Here is a 13942-nt window from a genome sequence, read left to right on the forward strand (position 1 = left end):
GAGAAAGCTAAGGCTAATCACATGCCTTAGCTTTTTTGTGTGAATTTTCTGACTGGTATAGACAACTAGTCATAACCATGATACGCTTGGCATAAAATGATAAAGGGGAGTGGACATGAAGCCGGGTGTACTCTTGCATGGGGATTTTATTGACGAAAATGGATTTCTTTTAGAAAACGGCTATCTTTTAATTAGAAATGAAAAAATAGCATACGCAGGTTTAGAAAATCCGCTAACTAACGGAGAAGAAATTGAGACATATGGCATGCCCCGTGGTTCCATAATGATTCCTGGCATGATTGATGTCCATATTCATGGGAGCGTTGGTGCGGATGTGATGGATGAAAATATAGAGGCTCTATTTAAAATAGCAAGAGCAATTCCTGGTGAAGGAACAACGTCATTTTTAGCAACAACTATGACTCAGAGTAAGGAGCAGATAGAGAGTGCTCTTTCACAAGCTGCTTCTTTTATAGATAAGCAAAAACCTGGGTCAGCTGAAATGCTTGGAATTCACTTAGAAGGACCTTTTATTTCTCCAAAGCGGGCTGGAGCTCAGCCTAGAGAATTTATTCAGACACCAAATGTTGAACTTTTTAAAATGTGGCAAGAAAAAGCTAAGCACCATATCAAGCTCGTAACACTTGCGCCTGAGATGGTAGATGGACATGAACTTGTACGGTATTTAGCAGAAAATAATGTTATCGCATCGATTGGTCATAGTGACTGCACGTTCAAGGAGGTGAAAGAAGGGATTGAAGCAGGCATTTCCCATGTCACCCATTTATTTAATGGAATGAGGGGAATGCACCATAGAGATCCCGGTGTGGCAGGTGCTGCACTCATACAAAATGAACTGATGGTTGAGATGATTGTAGATGGTGTCCATGCATGTCCTGAAATGATTCAGCTTGCCTATCATTCTACAGGACCTGACAGAACTGTACTCATTACAGATTCAATGCGTGCAAAAGGATTAGGTGATGGTACGTATGCGCTAGGCGGCCAGCAAGTAACAGTGAAACAATACAAAGCCGAACTTGAAGACGGGACGCTTGCGGGTAGTATTCTTACTATGAGTGATTCTGTGAAAAACATGATGAACTACACGAACTGCTCAATAACAGATATCGTAAAAATGACGAGTATTAACGCAGCAAAAGAACTTAATATTTTTGATAGAAAAGGAAGTCTTTCAAAAGGAAAAGATGCGGATATCACCGTATTCACAAGAGACTTCGATGTCTTCATGACTTTTTGCCGAGGGACATTAGCGTATCATCGGAAGGAGGGTTAAATTTGAAACTTATAGCTGTTTCAGATGAAGAAGAACTTAGCAGAATAGCAGCTGAGATTTTAATTTCCAAAATAAAAACTTCTGACAGATTGGTTCTTGGCCTTGCAACCGGTAAAACGCCGCTTGGCATGTACCGTTATCTTTCGAAATATAGTATAGAAAGTAAACAATCTTATGATCACGTACACACTGTTAACTTAGACGAATATGTTGGATCACAAGCTTACCACACCTATATGAAAGAGCACTTTTTTCAGTATGTGGATATACCTAGTGAACAAACACATCTTCCAAACGGTGAAGCCGATAGCTTGACTGTAGAGTGCAAGAGCTATGAAGATATCATTTCAAATCTTGGTGGTATTGATCTGCAAGTATTAGGGATCGGGGAGAATGGTCACATCGGTTTTAACGAACCAGGGACAAATTTCGACTCAAGGACACATGTTGTACAGCTTACAGAATCCACTCTTTCGGCTAATGCAAAATATTTTATTGACACGAATCAGCCCAAAAAGGCAATAACAATGGGAATTGGAACCATTTTAGAGAGTAAAGAAATCCTTCTGCTCGCTGTTGGTGAAAGGAAAGCCAATGCTGTTAAAGAGCTTTTTAAAGGATCAATAAATAAAGATATTCCAGCTACAGCGCTTAAAGTTCACCCGAATGTCACAGTACTTGCTGACAAGGGTGCAAGATCGCTTTTAGATAAGGAGAGTTGACCCATTTTTATGATTGATAAAACATCACCTCTGCCACTTTATTATCAAATAGAAGAGGCAATTAAGCAAAAAATCGAAAAAGGCGATTGGGAACCTGGCAGCATGATCTCTTCTGAAAGAGAATTTGCTGAAAACTATGAAGTAAGCCGAATGACAGTTCGTCAAGCAATCAACAACCTTGTGAATGATGGCTATTTAACAAGAAGTAAAGGAAAAGGCACTTTTGTTTCTAGTAAGAAAATAGAGCAAAAACTGTTGGGTTTAACGAGTTTTACGGAAGATATGAAATCCAGAGGTTTGGAACCTGCTTCAAAGTTAGTATCCTTCCAAAAAATACAAGCCAATCATAAATTAGCTAAGAGCCTAGAAATACAACCAAGCGAAGAAGTTTATGAGATTAAGCGAGTGCGCTTAGCCGATGATGTACCGATGGCGATCGAAACGACGTTTGTTCCTGTCCAACTTCTGGATTTACAAGAGATTCATTTAAAAAAAGGTTCTTTATATTCACACGTAGAGAATGCTGGATTTTACATCGATTATGCAACACAAAGTTTAGAAGCTTCCATTGCAAGAGAAGCTGAAAGCGAGATTTTGGAGATCGCTAAAGGTGCACCAGTCTTGCTGATTCAAAGACAAACGTATTTAACAACAGGTAAACCCCTCGAGATTGTTCACTCCGTCTATAGAGGAGACAGATATAAATTTATGATTGATATGAAACGCTAACCGATAAGCGTTTTATATAAAAATGAAAGCGTTTACTAAAAGGGGGAATGAAAATGGGCAAAGAGCAGCAAATGGCTCACAGTATTATTGAGAAGCTTGGTGGTGCATCCAACATTCAAACGTTGATGCATTGTATGACGAGAATTCGAGTAGATCTGCACGACCCTTCAAAAGCGGATCTAAAAGGCTTAAAAGATGTGGATGGTGTGTTAGGTGTTGTTGAAGATGATACACTGCAAATTATCGTTGGACCAGGAATTGTTAACCGTGTCACCTTAGCGATCAGTGAAGAAACGGGGATGAATATTCATTCTGTGGACGAAACAGATCATATGGATCTTGAACAGATGGCGCGTATGAATAAGGATGCCATTAACAAAAAGAACGCTACTCCTTTTAAACAGTTTTTACGCAAGATTGCTAGTATTTTCATCCCTTTAATTCCAGCAATCGTAGCATCAGGTTTAATCGCAGGGATTACAAACGTTGCGATTCGAATGGGTGCAGATCCCGAAACATCATTCATGCAGATGCTGAGTTTAATAGGGTGGGGTGTTTTTGGCTATCTTGCTGTGTTTGTAGGGATTAACACCGCAAAAGAATTTGGGGGAACGCCCGCTTTAGGTGGAGCGGCAGGGATCTTAATTATTAACCCAGGCTTAGCTAATATAACGGTTTTTGGTGATCCGCTAGTTGTAGGCCGTGGTGGACTTATCGGTGTTATGCTGGCAGCTGTTTTAATCGCATGGCTTGAAAAACGTATTAGAAAGTTTGTTCCGGCTGCAATTGACATTATCGTTACACCTACTCTTGCATTATTAATAACAGGATTTGCGACGTTGTATATACTTCAGCCAGTTGGCGGATTTTTGTCCGACGTTATTACAAAAGGATTATTGAACTTAATTGATATTGGCGGTATTTTCTCTGGACTTATTTTAGCAGGTACATTCTTGCCACTTGTTGTAACAGGACTACATCAAGGACTAACACCCGTTCACATGGAACTAATAAATTCGATAGGTGATGATCCGTTATTGCCTATCCTCGCAATGGGTGGAGCAGGTCAGGTTGGTGCTGCATTCGCCATCTACTTCAAAACGCGTAACGAACGTTTACGTAAAGTTATTAAAGGCGGACTGCCAGTAGGGATGCTAGGGATTGGAGAACCTTTAATCTTCGGAGTTACCTTGCCACTTGGACGCCCATTCTTAACGGCTTGTTTAGGTGCAGCAGTGGGTGGTGCATTCCAAGCGTTCTTTAAAATCGCGACGATTGCAATAGGTGTGTCTGGAATTCCACTCGTCTTCTTAGTTCACGCTAATCAGATGGTTCTATACTTACTAGGATTAGTGATCGCTTACATCTTCGGCTTCTTGTTCACATGGACGTTTGGATTTAAAGAAAGCATGGCAAAAGATATTTAACTAGGAGTGAAAGACTTTTGTGTTATGGTATTTCCATTTATTTAAGTGAGTCAGATTCTTTCATTAAAAGTTGGATTGAGAAAGCTGCAGAAAATGGATTTCAATATATTTTTACCTCTCTTCACATTCCTGAAGAAAAAGGTATTTCGTTTTTCAAAAAAGTAAAGATGCTTGGTGAAATCGCTCAACTTTCACATATGGACGTGATGGCTGACATTTCACCAGCTTCTCTTGAACGGTTAGGACTTCATTACAAAGAATTGCCTCAGTTAAAAGAATGGGGGATCTCTGGAGTAAGGATGGATTATGGGTTTACAGCTAAGCAGATTGCTTGGCTGTCCTCTTTTTTAAAAATTGGACTGAATGCCAGTACAGTGAATGAAGAGCAGCTTCAAGAATTATTAAACGAAGGTCTCGTACCAAATCAAGCAGAAGCCTGGCATAATTTTTACCCAAAACCTTTTACCGGAATTTCAAGTGTACAACTAGAAGAACGAAATGCGCTGTTTCATCGGTACGGTATAAAAACGATGGCTTTTATACCAGGTGATGCCGTTTTAAGAGGACCGCTGATGGAACGACTTCCAACAATTGAGGATCATCGTAACAAATCTCCTCTTTTTTCAGCTCTTGAATTAAAACAATTGGGAACAGATAAAATTTGTGTAGGTGATATCCGATTATCAGATCAATCCCTTAAAGAGATTAAATCTCTTATACAACAGGAAATTCCTCTTTATGCACAGTTTGGAAATGAGTATTCAAATTATTACAATACGGTCCATACGAATAGAATGGATGCCGCACAGTATGTGATACGGTCAGTTGAATCGAGAGGAACAGATTTTCCACTTGAACAGGTACGTTATAGTGAAGCAAGCTATCATATGGGTACGATTACGGTTGACAATAAGCTTTATGGAAGATATGCAGGTGAACTTCAAATCTGCCTGCATGATTTGCCTGCTAATGAAAAAGTAAATGTGGCAGGTTTTATTCAGGAAGAAAGCAAACCACTTCTGAAATTTATTGGAGGCGGTCAAAAATTTGTATTTTTGAGAAAAGAATTTGATTTTTAGAGCGAAACAACGGAATCCGAAAAACATAGGAAGGGGAACGCCATGGACTTAACAAAATGGGCTACGGAAAAAAGAAATCCAGACACGATAAACATCGATGAACTCTCAACGTTACAAGTGGTCAAAAAAATTCACGAAGCGGATCTTAGAGTAGCCAGCTGTATTACACCTGTTTTATCGGAAATAAGCACGGTAGTAGAAAAAGTGGTAGGTGCATTTGAAAACGGCGGCCGTTTGATCTATATCGGAGCAGGGACAAGTGGCAGGCTAGGGGTGCTGGATGCTTCAGAGTGTCCTCCGACATATGGAACGAATCCTAATTTGGTTGTTGGTCTAATCGCAGGCGGGGAATATGCGCTTCAACACGCAATCGAAGGTGCAGAAGATGATTTTGACCTTGGAAAGACCGATCTGGAAAACGTGAATGTATCCGAAAAGGATGTTGTTTTAGCAATTGCCGCATCCGGCCGTACACCTTATTGTTTAGGTGCAATGGAGCATGCAAGAAAGCAAGGCGCATTCACAGCTGCTCTTGTATGTTCACAACATTCTCCCATGGAAAAAGCTTCAGATTTAGGAATAACCGTTGTCACAGGTCCTGAAGTTGTTACCGGATCAACGCGAATGAAAGCCGGAACAGCACAGAAGCTGGTTCTGAACATGATCAGTACAGCGAGTATGATCAAATGGGGGAAAATATACAGCAACCTTATGGTGGATGTTCAACCAACAAACGCCAAGCTGAAACAGCGTGCAAAGAATATTATCATGGAGGCGGCTGGAGTAAGTGAAAAGGAAGCTGCCCAAGCGTTACAGGAGCAGAATGGAAACACGAAAGCAGCCATCTTTCAACTAGTAACAGGTGTTTCTGTGAACGAAGCAAAAATGCATCTAGAACTGCAAAATGGAAGATTAAAAGAAGCCATTAAAAAGTTTACTCTAAATGGAGAGGGGTAGATTGGTATGTTAGGATTTTTACAACGAATCGGCCGTGCGCTCATGCTGCCTATCGCAGTTCTTCCAGCCGCAGGATTAATTCTGCGTTTTGGTCAGGATGACTTATTAGGAATTCCTTTTTTAGCCGCAGCAGGTGGTGCCATTTTTGGCCATCTAGCGTTGATTTTTGCAATAGGGGTAGCCGTTGGGTTAGCGAAAGATGGAAGCGGTGCAGCAGGTCTTGCTGGGGCTATCGGTTATTTTGTATTAACTGAAGGTGCAAAATCATTTGCAGAAAGTGCCTTAGAGTTTGAAGGTAAGTTTGATATGTCTGTTCTGGGAGGGATATTAGCGGGTGTAGTAGCAGGACTCTTATATAATCGATATCATGATGTTAAACTTCCAGAGTGGTTATCTTTCTTTGGCGGAAAGCGGTTTGTTCCAATTGTAACAGCAGGTGCTATGGTTGTTCTTGGTTTGCTTTTTGGACTGATTTGGCCGACGATACAGATGGGGTTAGAAAATGTAGGAACATGGATTACGAGCGCTGGAGCAATTGGTGCAGGGATCTTTGGTTTCTTTAACCGTTTATTAATACCACTAGGTCTTCATCACGTGTTAAACAGTTTCCTTTGGTTCGTTTTTGGTGAGTTTACTGGTGAAAATGGTAAAGTGGTTACAGGAGATTTAGCAAGGTTTTTTGCTAATGATCCAAAAGCAGGATTTTATATGGCTGGATTCTTCCCAGTGATGATGTTTGGATTGCCAGCAGCATGTTTTGCAATGATTCATACCGCAAAAAAACACCGTAAAAAAGCAGTAGCCGGAATGATGGGTGGTATGGCACTCACTTCGCTCGTAACTGGAATCACAGAACCAATCGAGTTTGCTTTTATGTTCTTATCTCCACTGCTTTATGTTGTGCATGCACTTTTGACAGCCGTTTCTATGTCAGTTGCCGTTTTGTTTGATATCCATCACGGCTTTACATTCTCAGCAGGTGCCATCGATTATTTCCTTAACATTGGGATTGCTCAGAACGGTTGGCTGTTACTACCGATTGGCGCCGTTTACTTTGCCTTGTATTATGTAATCTTCCGCTATCTAATCGTTAAATTAGATTTGAAAACTCCTGGTCGAGAAGATGAAGATATGATGATCGCTGAAGCTGCGGCGACAGGTTCAGTTACGAATGAAAAGTATGAGACAGCAGCAAATGCATACTTGGCAGCGTTAGGCGGAAAAGAAAATATTGTTTTGCTTGAAAACTGTATCACCCGATTAAGACTGCAGATTAAGGATATCGGTTTAGTAGATGAAGAAGCTCTTAGAAAAGCCGGTTCAAAAGGGCTTATTAAACTTAATAATCAAAATATCCAAGTAGTCGTAGGGTCAGAGGTTGAACCGATTGCTGAGAGTATGAGAGAAAAGCTTTAAATAGTAGAAAAAACACCGTTCCGATAGGAATGGTGTTTTTGTCTATATTAAGCGTTCCAATAACCACTAACTGGTACGTTTGCTGCATAACCGCACGGATAAGGGTATGGGTTTGGATAAACACAGCAATTTCCGCCAAAGGAAACGGCTCCGACAATAATGAGCAGCACGAATAGTACAACTATTAGCGTGAAGCTATCAGAACAGTACTTTCCTGACGACATGGTTTCACTCCTCTTCTTGCATATGAGAAGCCGATATCTCTCCTCAAAAACAGTTTATGCAAGTAGGATAAGCATAGAAACGGTGATGAACGCGGAATTATAGAGACACATGTCCTGTAAAAAAACCAGTTTTTATTTATAAGCTTCATCAAGAATGATATACAGATAGTCTACGAATTCACCTTTTGAAAACATGGTAACTTGATGAACGTCACCTAGCTCAGTCCATACAAAAGCAGTGTCAGTATCCGTAGTTTCTTCGACATCAATTGGAAGTCCAGCAAGTTCTAATGCTCGAATTTTCTCTTCATCAAATAAAATTTCTTCATCAATCACTGAATAAACGAGGCGAGCCGCTTTACCCTCTACAAACGTGACGGCATATTTCTCATCCATATAATAATGAACAACGGCAGGGACAAATTTAGTAGTTCCAGAATAACGAAATTTGATCTCTTCTGATCTCTGGGGTTCTCCCCAGAAAGTACTTACTTCTTTTTCACTAAGATTTGTCACTTCACTTGCAACAAACTGGTGATTACTTGTTATGTATTCTTTATCTTCTCCTTCTGGAGGGTCTTCGCTATTTGTTTGGGGTTCAGAAGTAGTGTTCTCTTCTGAGGGCGTAGCTGTTTCTTGCGTATCCTTTTTCGAATCATCTGCGGGTTCAGTAGTTTGGTCGCTTGAGTTAACTTCGGCTTGAGCTGTGGCTTGTTCCTCTTGTATGTCTTCTTTCGAACATGCTGATAAGATAAGCGAAGCAGCAGAAAAGATGATAATTAAGTGTTTTTTCATAGTAATATCCCTCTTTATGTAAATCATTTTTTAAAACAGATAACAACAATACTAGCAAATGAACAACAAATAGAAAATGCAAAGTTTAACAGATTAAAAAACAACTAGGTTATTGAATTTAAGGAATCTCAGTAGATCATAAACATAAAATGGTCATAGCATCATTTAAACCGACTTAAGGCTAGTATAACAGGTCTAGAAAGGTAAAACGCATGGAAATATTTCAATTTATTAACATATACCCTACAATAAGGGATAGACATTCATTCATCATTGAGACATAAAGGATGAAAGGCAGGTGTGATGAGGATGCAATATATTGTCTACGATTTAGAAATGACAAACAGGTTGTCTGAAATTATTGAGATTGGTGCTATTCGGTTGAGTGCAGTAAATGGAGAAATCAAGCTATTGGATACATTTCAATCCTTTGTACAACCAAAAATGGATAAATTAAATACACGAATCACCAACTTGACGGGTATAACCAAAAGGGACTTAATCTCCGCTCCTACTTACACAGAAGCCATTGAAAACTTTCGGTCCTGGATTGGTTTGGAAGAGTATTGCTTATGTTCATGGGGACCAGAAGATAAATGGGCGCTCATTACTGACTCCACTTATCATCAAACCGATATTGAGTGGATCATTAATCATAACGATTTACAATTTCATTTTAGCATCCTTCATGATAGTGAAAAAGGATTCAGATATGGATTATCACGTGCTCTAGAAGCTGTAGATCTTACGTATGAGGGCTCTAAACATCGTGCATTGGATGATGCGATAAATACAGCCCGAATTTTAACAAAAATATTTAATCAGATAGAACTGACTAAGAATCCTGTCTCGTACTTGGAGTCAAAGCTTTTTGAGCCTGAAAAATTAGTCTATAAAACAAAGACAGAGGAAGACGTTTCCCCATTTGCTTCTTTATCAAAGTTATTTAACTAAAGTATTGTTATAAAAATTTTTAAGTTTGTTAAAAATAACTTATAACACAAATACCCATAATAGGACTTTGTTCCTGTTAAATCGACCAGGTTCGACATAAGTCGTTAGGTATAATGGGTTAAAATCCATAAAAAGTAAGATATGTCGTCATTTGACGAATTGTTTTTGTAGGAAAATGACCTCAGTTTCGATAATAATGTTAGTAGGGGGTGTTTATTGGTGAACACTACATATTACATTACCAATAAAAATAATCAGTTGCTGGAGTTGTTGAACACGATTGATTATTGCTTAATGGACTCAAAAATTGATGAAGTTGATACGATTATTCGTCTTAAAGAAGAATTGTTAGCTAATGATGGCATACATATTACCCCGGAACAGATCAATAATATTATCTCTTTATTATTATCTTTCGTTCCTATGACTGTTAAGGAAGTTGGGTAAGCTTAAGACGGTAACCACAGATTGGACCTCTATTAGAAGAGGTTCTTTTTTTATATCCTTTTTAGCTTTCGTTAACATGGGTGTGTATATGGGGGTTTAGATTTTATTATGGAAAAAAATGTGATTGTTTACTATACTTGAGATAGATGTGTGAATTTTTTGATAGTTTTTAAATCGAGGAGACTAAGATATGTTTCGTATAGAAGATCAAATAGAAATGAATACACTATTTAATGGATTTCTCGATATGATGTTTTTAATGAAAGTAAAAGAAGGAAATAAATTTCAATACGTAGCCGCAAATGACTCTGCCCTAAATTACGCCAATCTTACTCGAGACGTAATGGGCAAGCATATGGATGAAGTCCTGTCTAAAGAACTAGCAGCAAAACTGCAGGCGGATTATGAAAAGACTGTTTCTTTGCAAAAGCCTATTCAATTTCATACTGAAACGATGAATAATGGAGAGCTACAAGTTAGCCAAACAACAGTAACTCCTATACATAATAAAAATGGGAAGTGTACTCATCTACTAGCTTCTGTAAAAGATATTACCGAGGCAAAAACAATTGCAGCAAAATTGGAAAAATCTGAAGAAGAATATCAGATTCTTTATGCAGAACAAAAAATTGCAGAATCACTCCTTATCGGTCAAAAATTAATTCTAGAGATGATTGCAAAAGGCAGTAATTTAAGAGATGTGTTCCAGGCGATTTCTATTAATTTCGAGGCAGCTATATCACAATCCCAAGTGTGCATCCATCTGGCTAATGAAAAAGACAGAAAGCTTGAGTATGCTTTTTCAAGCAAATTACCACAGTCCTTTATCCAGGACATCCATAAAATAGAGATCAGTTCTGAAGAAGAGAGCTGCGGCAGGGCGGCATATACTTATAGACCGGTTATTCTCTCTGATATAGCGAGGGATTTGAAAAACAATAAAAAGAAAAAGATAGCTCTTAGCCATGGAGTAAGGGCTTGCTGGAGTCATCCGATCCTTTCTTCATCCAATCAACTTCTTGGTATATTAGCGGTATACTTTAACCATCCCTCAGCGCCTGATGAAAAAGAATGGGGAACAATGGAAGCGTTTACGCATCTAGCAGGTTTAGCGATTGAACAAAAACAAAAAGAAGAAGCCATCCGAAAAAGTGAGGCTAAATTCAGAGCAATGACTGAAAACATAACAGATTTAATCGTTACATTAGATAAAACTGGAAAGGTTAAATATACTTCACCTTCTTACCAGCTTATTTTTGGGGCTAAAGCAAACCTTGGAAACTCGTTTCTAACGTATACCCATCCAGATGACATTACGGTCGTTTCTCAAAAATTTATGAACCTTTTGAAAGACAAAAAGCCTCATGAAGTTCAATTCCGATATCTGCATGCTGACGGACACTATATCACCATCGAAGCAAGGGCTATGCCTGTGTTAAAAGAGTCTGGCGAGATTGAAAATATAGTAGTAGTAGCAAGAGATATTACAGAGCGTAACAAACATGAGGAACTTGTAAAAAAAATGGCCTATCATGACCAATTAACCGGTCTGCCTAATAGACGCTCATTTACAGAAGAATTTGATGGCCATTTAAGAAATGCTGAAAATAAGAATCAACAGCTTGGTGTTTTGTTTTTGGATATGGATCGTTTTAAATTTATTAACGACTCCCTAGGCCATACGTTTGGAGATCTTGTCCTGAAGGAAGTCTCGATGAGGTTAAAACAATTCACGACAGGCTACGGCAGGGTTTATAGAATGAGTGGTGATGAGTTTACAATCATCCTTGAAAATATAACGGCTAACAAACTGAAACAAAAAATGTCCAAGCTGTTAGATCTTTTTGAACAACCCATCTATATTGAAGATGAAATGATTAGAATTACAGCGAGTATTGGAGTTTCTCTTTTCCCATCAGATGGGCACGACCCGAAGATTCTATTAAAGAATGCCGACCTTGCTATGTATAGGGCCAAAGAAGATGGCAAAAATACGTATCATTTTTATCAGAGTGCTTTTGAAAACAACAGCTATGAACGGCTATTAATGGAAAATGAACTGCATGACGCGATCAAAAATAAAGAGTTTGTACTTCACTATCAACCAAGATTTTCAATTGATCAGAGCACGATTTTAGCCGTAGAAGCACTGATTCGCTGGAATCATCCTCGCTGGGGGATGGTATCTCCCGGTGAATTTATTCCGTTGGCAGAGGAAACGGGTCTCATCACTAAAATTGGTGCATGGGTCATTGAAACAGCATGTACACAAATGAGAGAGTGGATGAATAAAGGTTTTTTTCCAATTAAGATAGCAGTGAACTTGTCAGCCCGGCAATTTTTAAAGAGAGATCTTGTTTCCTCGATTCAAGGGATATTAAGAAAAACGGGATTACCGCCAGAATTGTTAGAACTCGAGATAACTGAAAGTATGTTGATGAAGTATGAGGACACGATTTTATTTTCCATAGAACAATTGAAGGGAATGGGTGTTCAATTTGCACTTGATGACTTTGGAACAGGTTATTCCTCGATGGGGTATTTAAATAAATTCCATATTGATACATTAAAGATCGACCAATCGTTTATACGAGGGATTGGGACTGAAACAGATGATTCTGCGATAGCAACAGCCATTATTACATTAGCTCATGCTTTAAAAATGAATGTAGTCGCAGAAGGGGTCGAGACGGAAGAACAATACAATTATTTAGTACATAATAAATGTGACGAAATCCAAGGATTCTTCACATGTCGGCCATTGGAATCCGAAAAATTGGAAACATTATTGTTTAGTCAAATGGAAGAATTTCAGAAACGAATTACGTCTGTTTAACGAAAAAGGAGCGATCATGCTCCTTTTTTATTTAGTCACTGACTTCTTTATTTTCCTTTAATTCCTTCATTTCTTCCTTAAAAACGGTAGTGAGGGAGTCTTTGTTTCCATAAAGGAAAAGCATATCTCCTTCTTGGATTTCTGTTGTATAACTATCTTTTCTTAATGTGACGTCTCCCCGCTTAATAAATAAGACTAATAAGTCGTCTTCGGCTTTTATTACTTCCTGTAACGTTTTACCAACCACTTTAGAATTTTCATGTATAGGAAGTTCTACTACAATATCATCTTCATGAAAATACATGACATCCCTTAGTGGCAAATCACATAGATTGTATTTTTTATGAAGATGCATTTCAAATGATTCCTGCAGATAACTCTTAAACCTTGAAGTACTCAAAATGACATAGGTTCCGATTAGAAACAAAATAGTTACACCGAGTTCAATAGATCGAAACTCATCAGACAAAATATTGCTTATTGCAGAAATCACGACTGCTAATGAGAAAACACCAAATAGGATCAGAAATGTACTGAGTCTTCGTCTAATAGGATGTCCTAGAATTAGTTCAGACTCTCCAGTTGTAAAGCCTGTAGCTGTGAACATTGAAATCACTTGAAAACGGGCAATTTCCTTTTTTAGTCCTGTATATGTAAAAAGCAATACGTTAATTTCGATTACGACAGCAATAATAGCAAAGTAGAGCATGGTAAACACAAAACCCACAAAGGCACCTCCGACTTATTTTTCTATCTTTTCTATACCCATTAAAATAAATCTTTAACTTTTTCACGCTTCATAAAAATTTTCTCTTCCTCATATAGTTTTGTACAGGAGGGGATTTATTATGATTGGATTTATTGTTACCCTATTACCGGCAGGCCTTTTATGCGGCGGCGTGGCTTTACTCATACATTCTTTTGTGAAAAAGGATACGTATCAATACGACAAAGAGCATTTATGGGAGGATTACCCTTACAGGTCGGAAGATTATCATATTAAATAGCACATTCACTACTTGATATTTTCCCTCGTTATGGTAAAAAGTAATAAAACAA

At 38.5% G+C, this 13942-nt stretch carries 14 protein-coding genes; 11 read left to right on the forward strand and 3 right to left on the reverse strand.

Annotated features, from left to right (window positions below; translation table 11 throughout):
• Nucleotides 1-115: 115 nt before the first annotated feature.
• From nagA to nagE, 7 genes are read left to right on the forward strand one after another with little or no spacing between them, the layout of a single operon-like run.
• On the forward strand, nucleotides 116-1297 hold the full coding sequence (gene nagA, locus KUV80_RS00305; protein WP_222460704.1) for an N-acetylglucosamine-6-phosphate deacetylase: 1182 nt from the start codon (nucleotides 116-118) through the stop codon (nucleotides 1295-1297).
• Between the two features lie 2 nt (nucleotides 1298-1299).
• Nucleotides 1300-2019, forward strand: a complete 720-nt coding sequence (gene nagB / locus KUV80_RS00310; RefSeq protein ID WP_222460705.1) for a glucosamine-6-phosphate deaminase — start codon at nucleotides 1300-1302, stop codon at nucleotides 2017-2019.
• Between the two features lie 9 nt (nucleotides 2020-2028).
• The gene (locus tag KUV80_RS00315; RefSeq protein ID WP_222460706.1) at nucleotides 2029-2748 is read left to right on the forward strand and encodes a GntR family transcriptional regulator; all 720 of its coding nucleotides are present in this window, start codon (nucleotides 2029-2031) and stop codon (nucleotides 2746-2748) included.
• Between the two features lie 53 nt (nucleotides 2749-2801).
• Nucleotides 2802-4175 (forward strand): PTS transporter subunit EIIC, encoded by a 1374-nt coding sequence (locus tag KUV80_RS00320; protein ID WP_222460707.1) that lies wholly within the window; start codon nucleotides 2802-2804, stop codon nucleotides 4173-4175.
• A gap of 17 nt (nucleotides 4176-4192) precedes the next feature.
• A complete protein-coding gene (locus KUV80_RS00325) occupies nucleotides 4193-5254 on the forward strand; it encodes a DUF871 domain-containing protein (protein WP_222460708.1) in 1062 nt (353 codons plus the stop codon).
• A 42-nt stretch (nucleotides 5255-5296) separates the two neighbouring features.
• Nucleotides 5297-6211 (forward strand): N-acetylmuramic acid 6-phosphate etherase, encoded by a 915-nt coding sequence (gene murQ, locus KUV80_RS00330; RefSeq protein ID WP_222460709.1) that lies wholly within the window; start codon nucleotides 5297-5299, stop codon nucleotides 6209-6211.
• Between the two features lie 6 nt (nucleotides 6212-6217).
• Nucleotides 6218-7627, forward strand: a complete 1410-nt coding sequence (gene nagE, locus KUV80_RS00335) for an N-acetylglucosamine-specific PTS transporter subunit IIBC (RefSeq protein ID WP_222460710.1) — start codon at nucleotides 6218-6220, stop codon at nucleotides 7625-7627.
• Between the two features lie 47 nt (nucleotides 7628-7674).
• Here nagE and KUV80_RS00340 read toward each other — a convergent pair whose 3' ends face one another.
• The gene (locus KUV80_RS00340) at nucleotides 7675-7851 is read right to left on the reverse strand and encodes a YjcZ family sporulation protein (protein WP_222460711.1); all 177 of its coding nucleotides are present in this window, start codon (nucleotides 7849-7851) and stop codon (nucleotides 7675-7677) included.
• A gap of 132 nt (nucleotides 7852-7983) precedes the next feature.
• Nucleotides 7984-8646: a hypothetical protein gene (locus KUV80_RS00345; protein WP_222460712.1), complete on the reverse strand. Its 663-nt coding sequence runs from the start codon at nucleotides 8644-8646 to the stop codon at nucleotides 7984-7986.
• 309 nt (nucleotides 8647-8955) lie between these two features.
• Here KUV80_RS00345 and KUV80_RS00350 point away from each other — a divergent pair, with 309 nt between their 5' ends.
• The 3 genes from KUV80_RS00350 to KUV80_RS00360 all read left to right on the forward strand — a co-directional run bounded on the left by KUV80_RS00350 (nucleotide 8956) and on the right by KUV80_RS00360 (nucleotide 12883).
• Nucleotides 8956-9600 carry a 3'-5' exonuclease gene (locus KUV80_RS00350; protein ID WP_222460713.1) on the forward strand — a complete coding sequence of 215 codons (645 nt, stop codon included), beginning with the start codon at nucleotides 8956-8958 and terminating at the stop codon, nucleotides 9598-9600.
• A gap of 219 nt (nucleotides 9601-9819) precedes the next feature.
• Entirely contained in the window at nucleotides 9820-10047 is a 228-nt protein-coding gene (locus KUV80_RS00355) for a hypothetical protein (protein WP_222460714.1), read from the forward strand.
• A gap of 190 nt (nucleotides 10048-10237) precedes the next feature.
• Entirely contained in the window at nucleotides 10238-12883 is a 2646-nt protein-coding gene (locus KUV80_RS00360) for an EAL domain-containing protein (RefSeq protein WP_222460715.1), read from the forward strand.
• A 31-nt stretch (nucleotides 12884-12914) separates the two neighbouring features.
• Here KUV80_RS00360 and KUV80_RS18815 read toward each other — a convergent pair whose 3' ends face one another.
• A complete protein-coding gene (locus tag KUV80_RS18815; protein ID WP_222460716.1) occupies nucleotides 12915-13610 on the reverse strand; it encodes a TrkA C-terminal domain-containing protein in 696 nt (231 codons plus the stop codon).
• A 121-nt stretch (nucleotides 13611-13731) separates the two neighbouring features.
• On the opposite strand from KUV80_RS18815, the gene KUV80_RS00370 reads away from it, so the two are divergent.
• The gene (locus tag KUV80_RS00370; RefSeq protein WP_222460717.1) at nucleotides 13732-13890 is read left to right on the forward strand and encodes a hypothetical protein; all 159 of its coding nucleotides are present in this window, start codon (nucleotides 13732-13734) and stop codon (nucleotides 13888-13890) included.
• Nucleotides 13891-13942 lie beyond the last annotated feature (52 nt).

Origin of the sequence: Fictibacillus nanhaiensis, assembly GCF_019801215.1 — a bacterium.
Classification (GTDB): Bacteria; Bacillota; Bacilli; order Bacillales; family Fictibacillaceae; genus Fictibacillus; species Fictibacillus nanhaiensis_C.

What these genes read in the sequence shown, in the direction of transcription:
- KUV80_RS00345 (WP_222460712.1), bottom strand. Translation starts at nt 8,646, where the DNA reads ATGAAAAAACACTTAATTATCATCTTTTCTGCTGCTTCGCTTATCTTA.
- murQ (WP_222460709.1), top strand. Translation starts at nt 5,297, where the DNA reads ATGGACTTAACAAAATGGGCTACGGAAAAAAGAAATCCAGACACGATA.
- KUV80_RS00320 (WP_222460707.1), top strand. Translation starts at nt 2,802, where the DNA reads ATGGGCAAAGAGCAGCAAATGGCTCACAGTATTATTGAGAAGCTTGGT.
- KUV80_RS00350 (WP_222460713.1), top strand. Translation starts at nt 8,956, where the DNA reads ATGCAATATATTGTCTACGATTTAGAAATGACAAACAGGTTGTCTGAA.
- KUV80_RS00370 (WP_222460717.1), top strand. Translation starts at nt 13,732, where the DNA reads ATGATTGGATTTATTGTTACCCTATTACCGGCAGGCCTTTTATGCGGC.
- nagA (WP_222460704.1), top strand. Translation starts at nt 116, where the DNA reads ATGAAGCCGGGTGTACTCTTGCATGGGGATTTTATTGACGAAAATGGA.
- KUV80_RS00315 (WP_222460706.1), top strand. Translation starts at nt 2,029, where the DNA reads ATGATTGATAAAACATCACCTCTGCCACTTTATTATCAAATAGAAGAG.
- KUV80_RS00360 (WP_222460715.1), top strand. Translation starts at nt 10,238, where the DNA reads ATGTTTCGTATAGAAGATCAAATAGAAATGAATACACTATTTAATGGA.
- KUV80_RS00340 (WP_222460711.1), bottom strand. Translation starts at nt 7,851, where the DNA reads ATGTCGTCAGGAAAGTACTGTTCTGATAGCTTCACGCTAATAGTTGTA.
- nagE (WP_222460710.1), top strand. Translation starts at nt 6,218, where the DNA reads ATGTTAGGATTTTTACAACGAATCGGCCGTGCGCTCATGCTGCCTATC.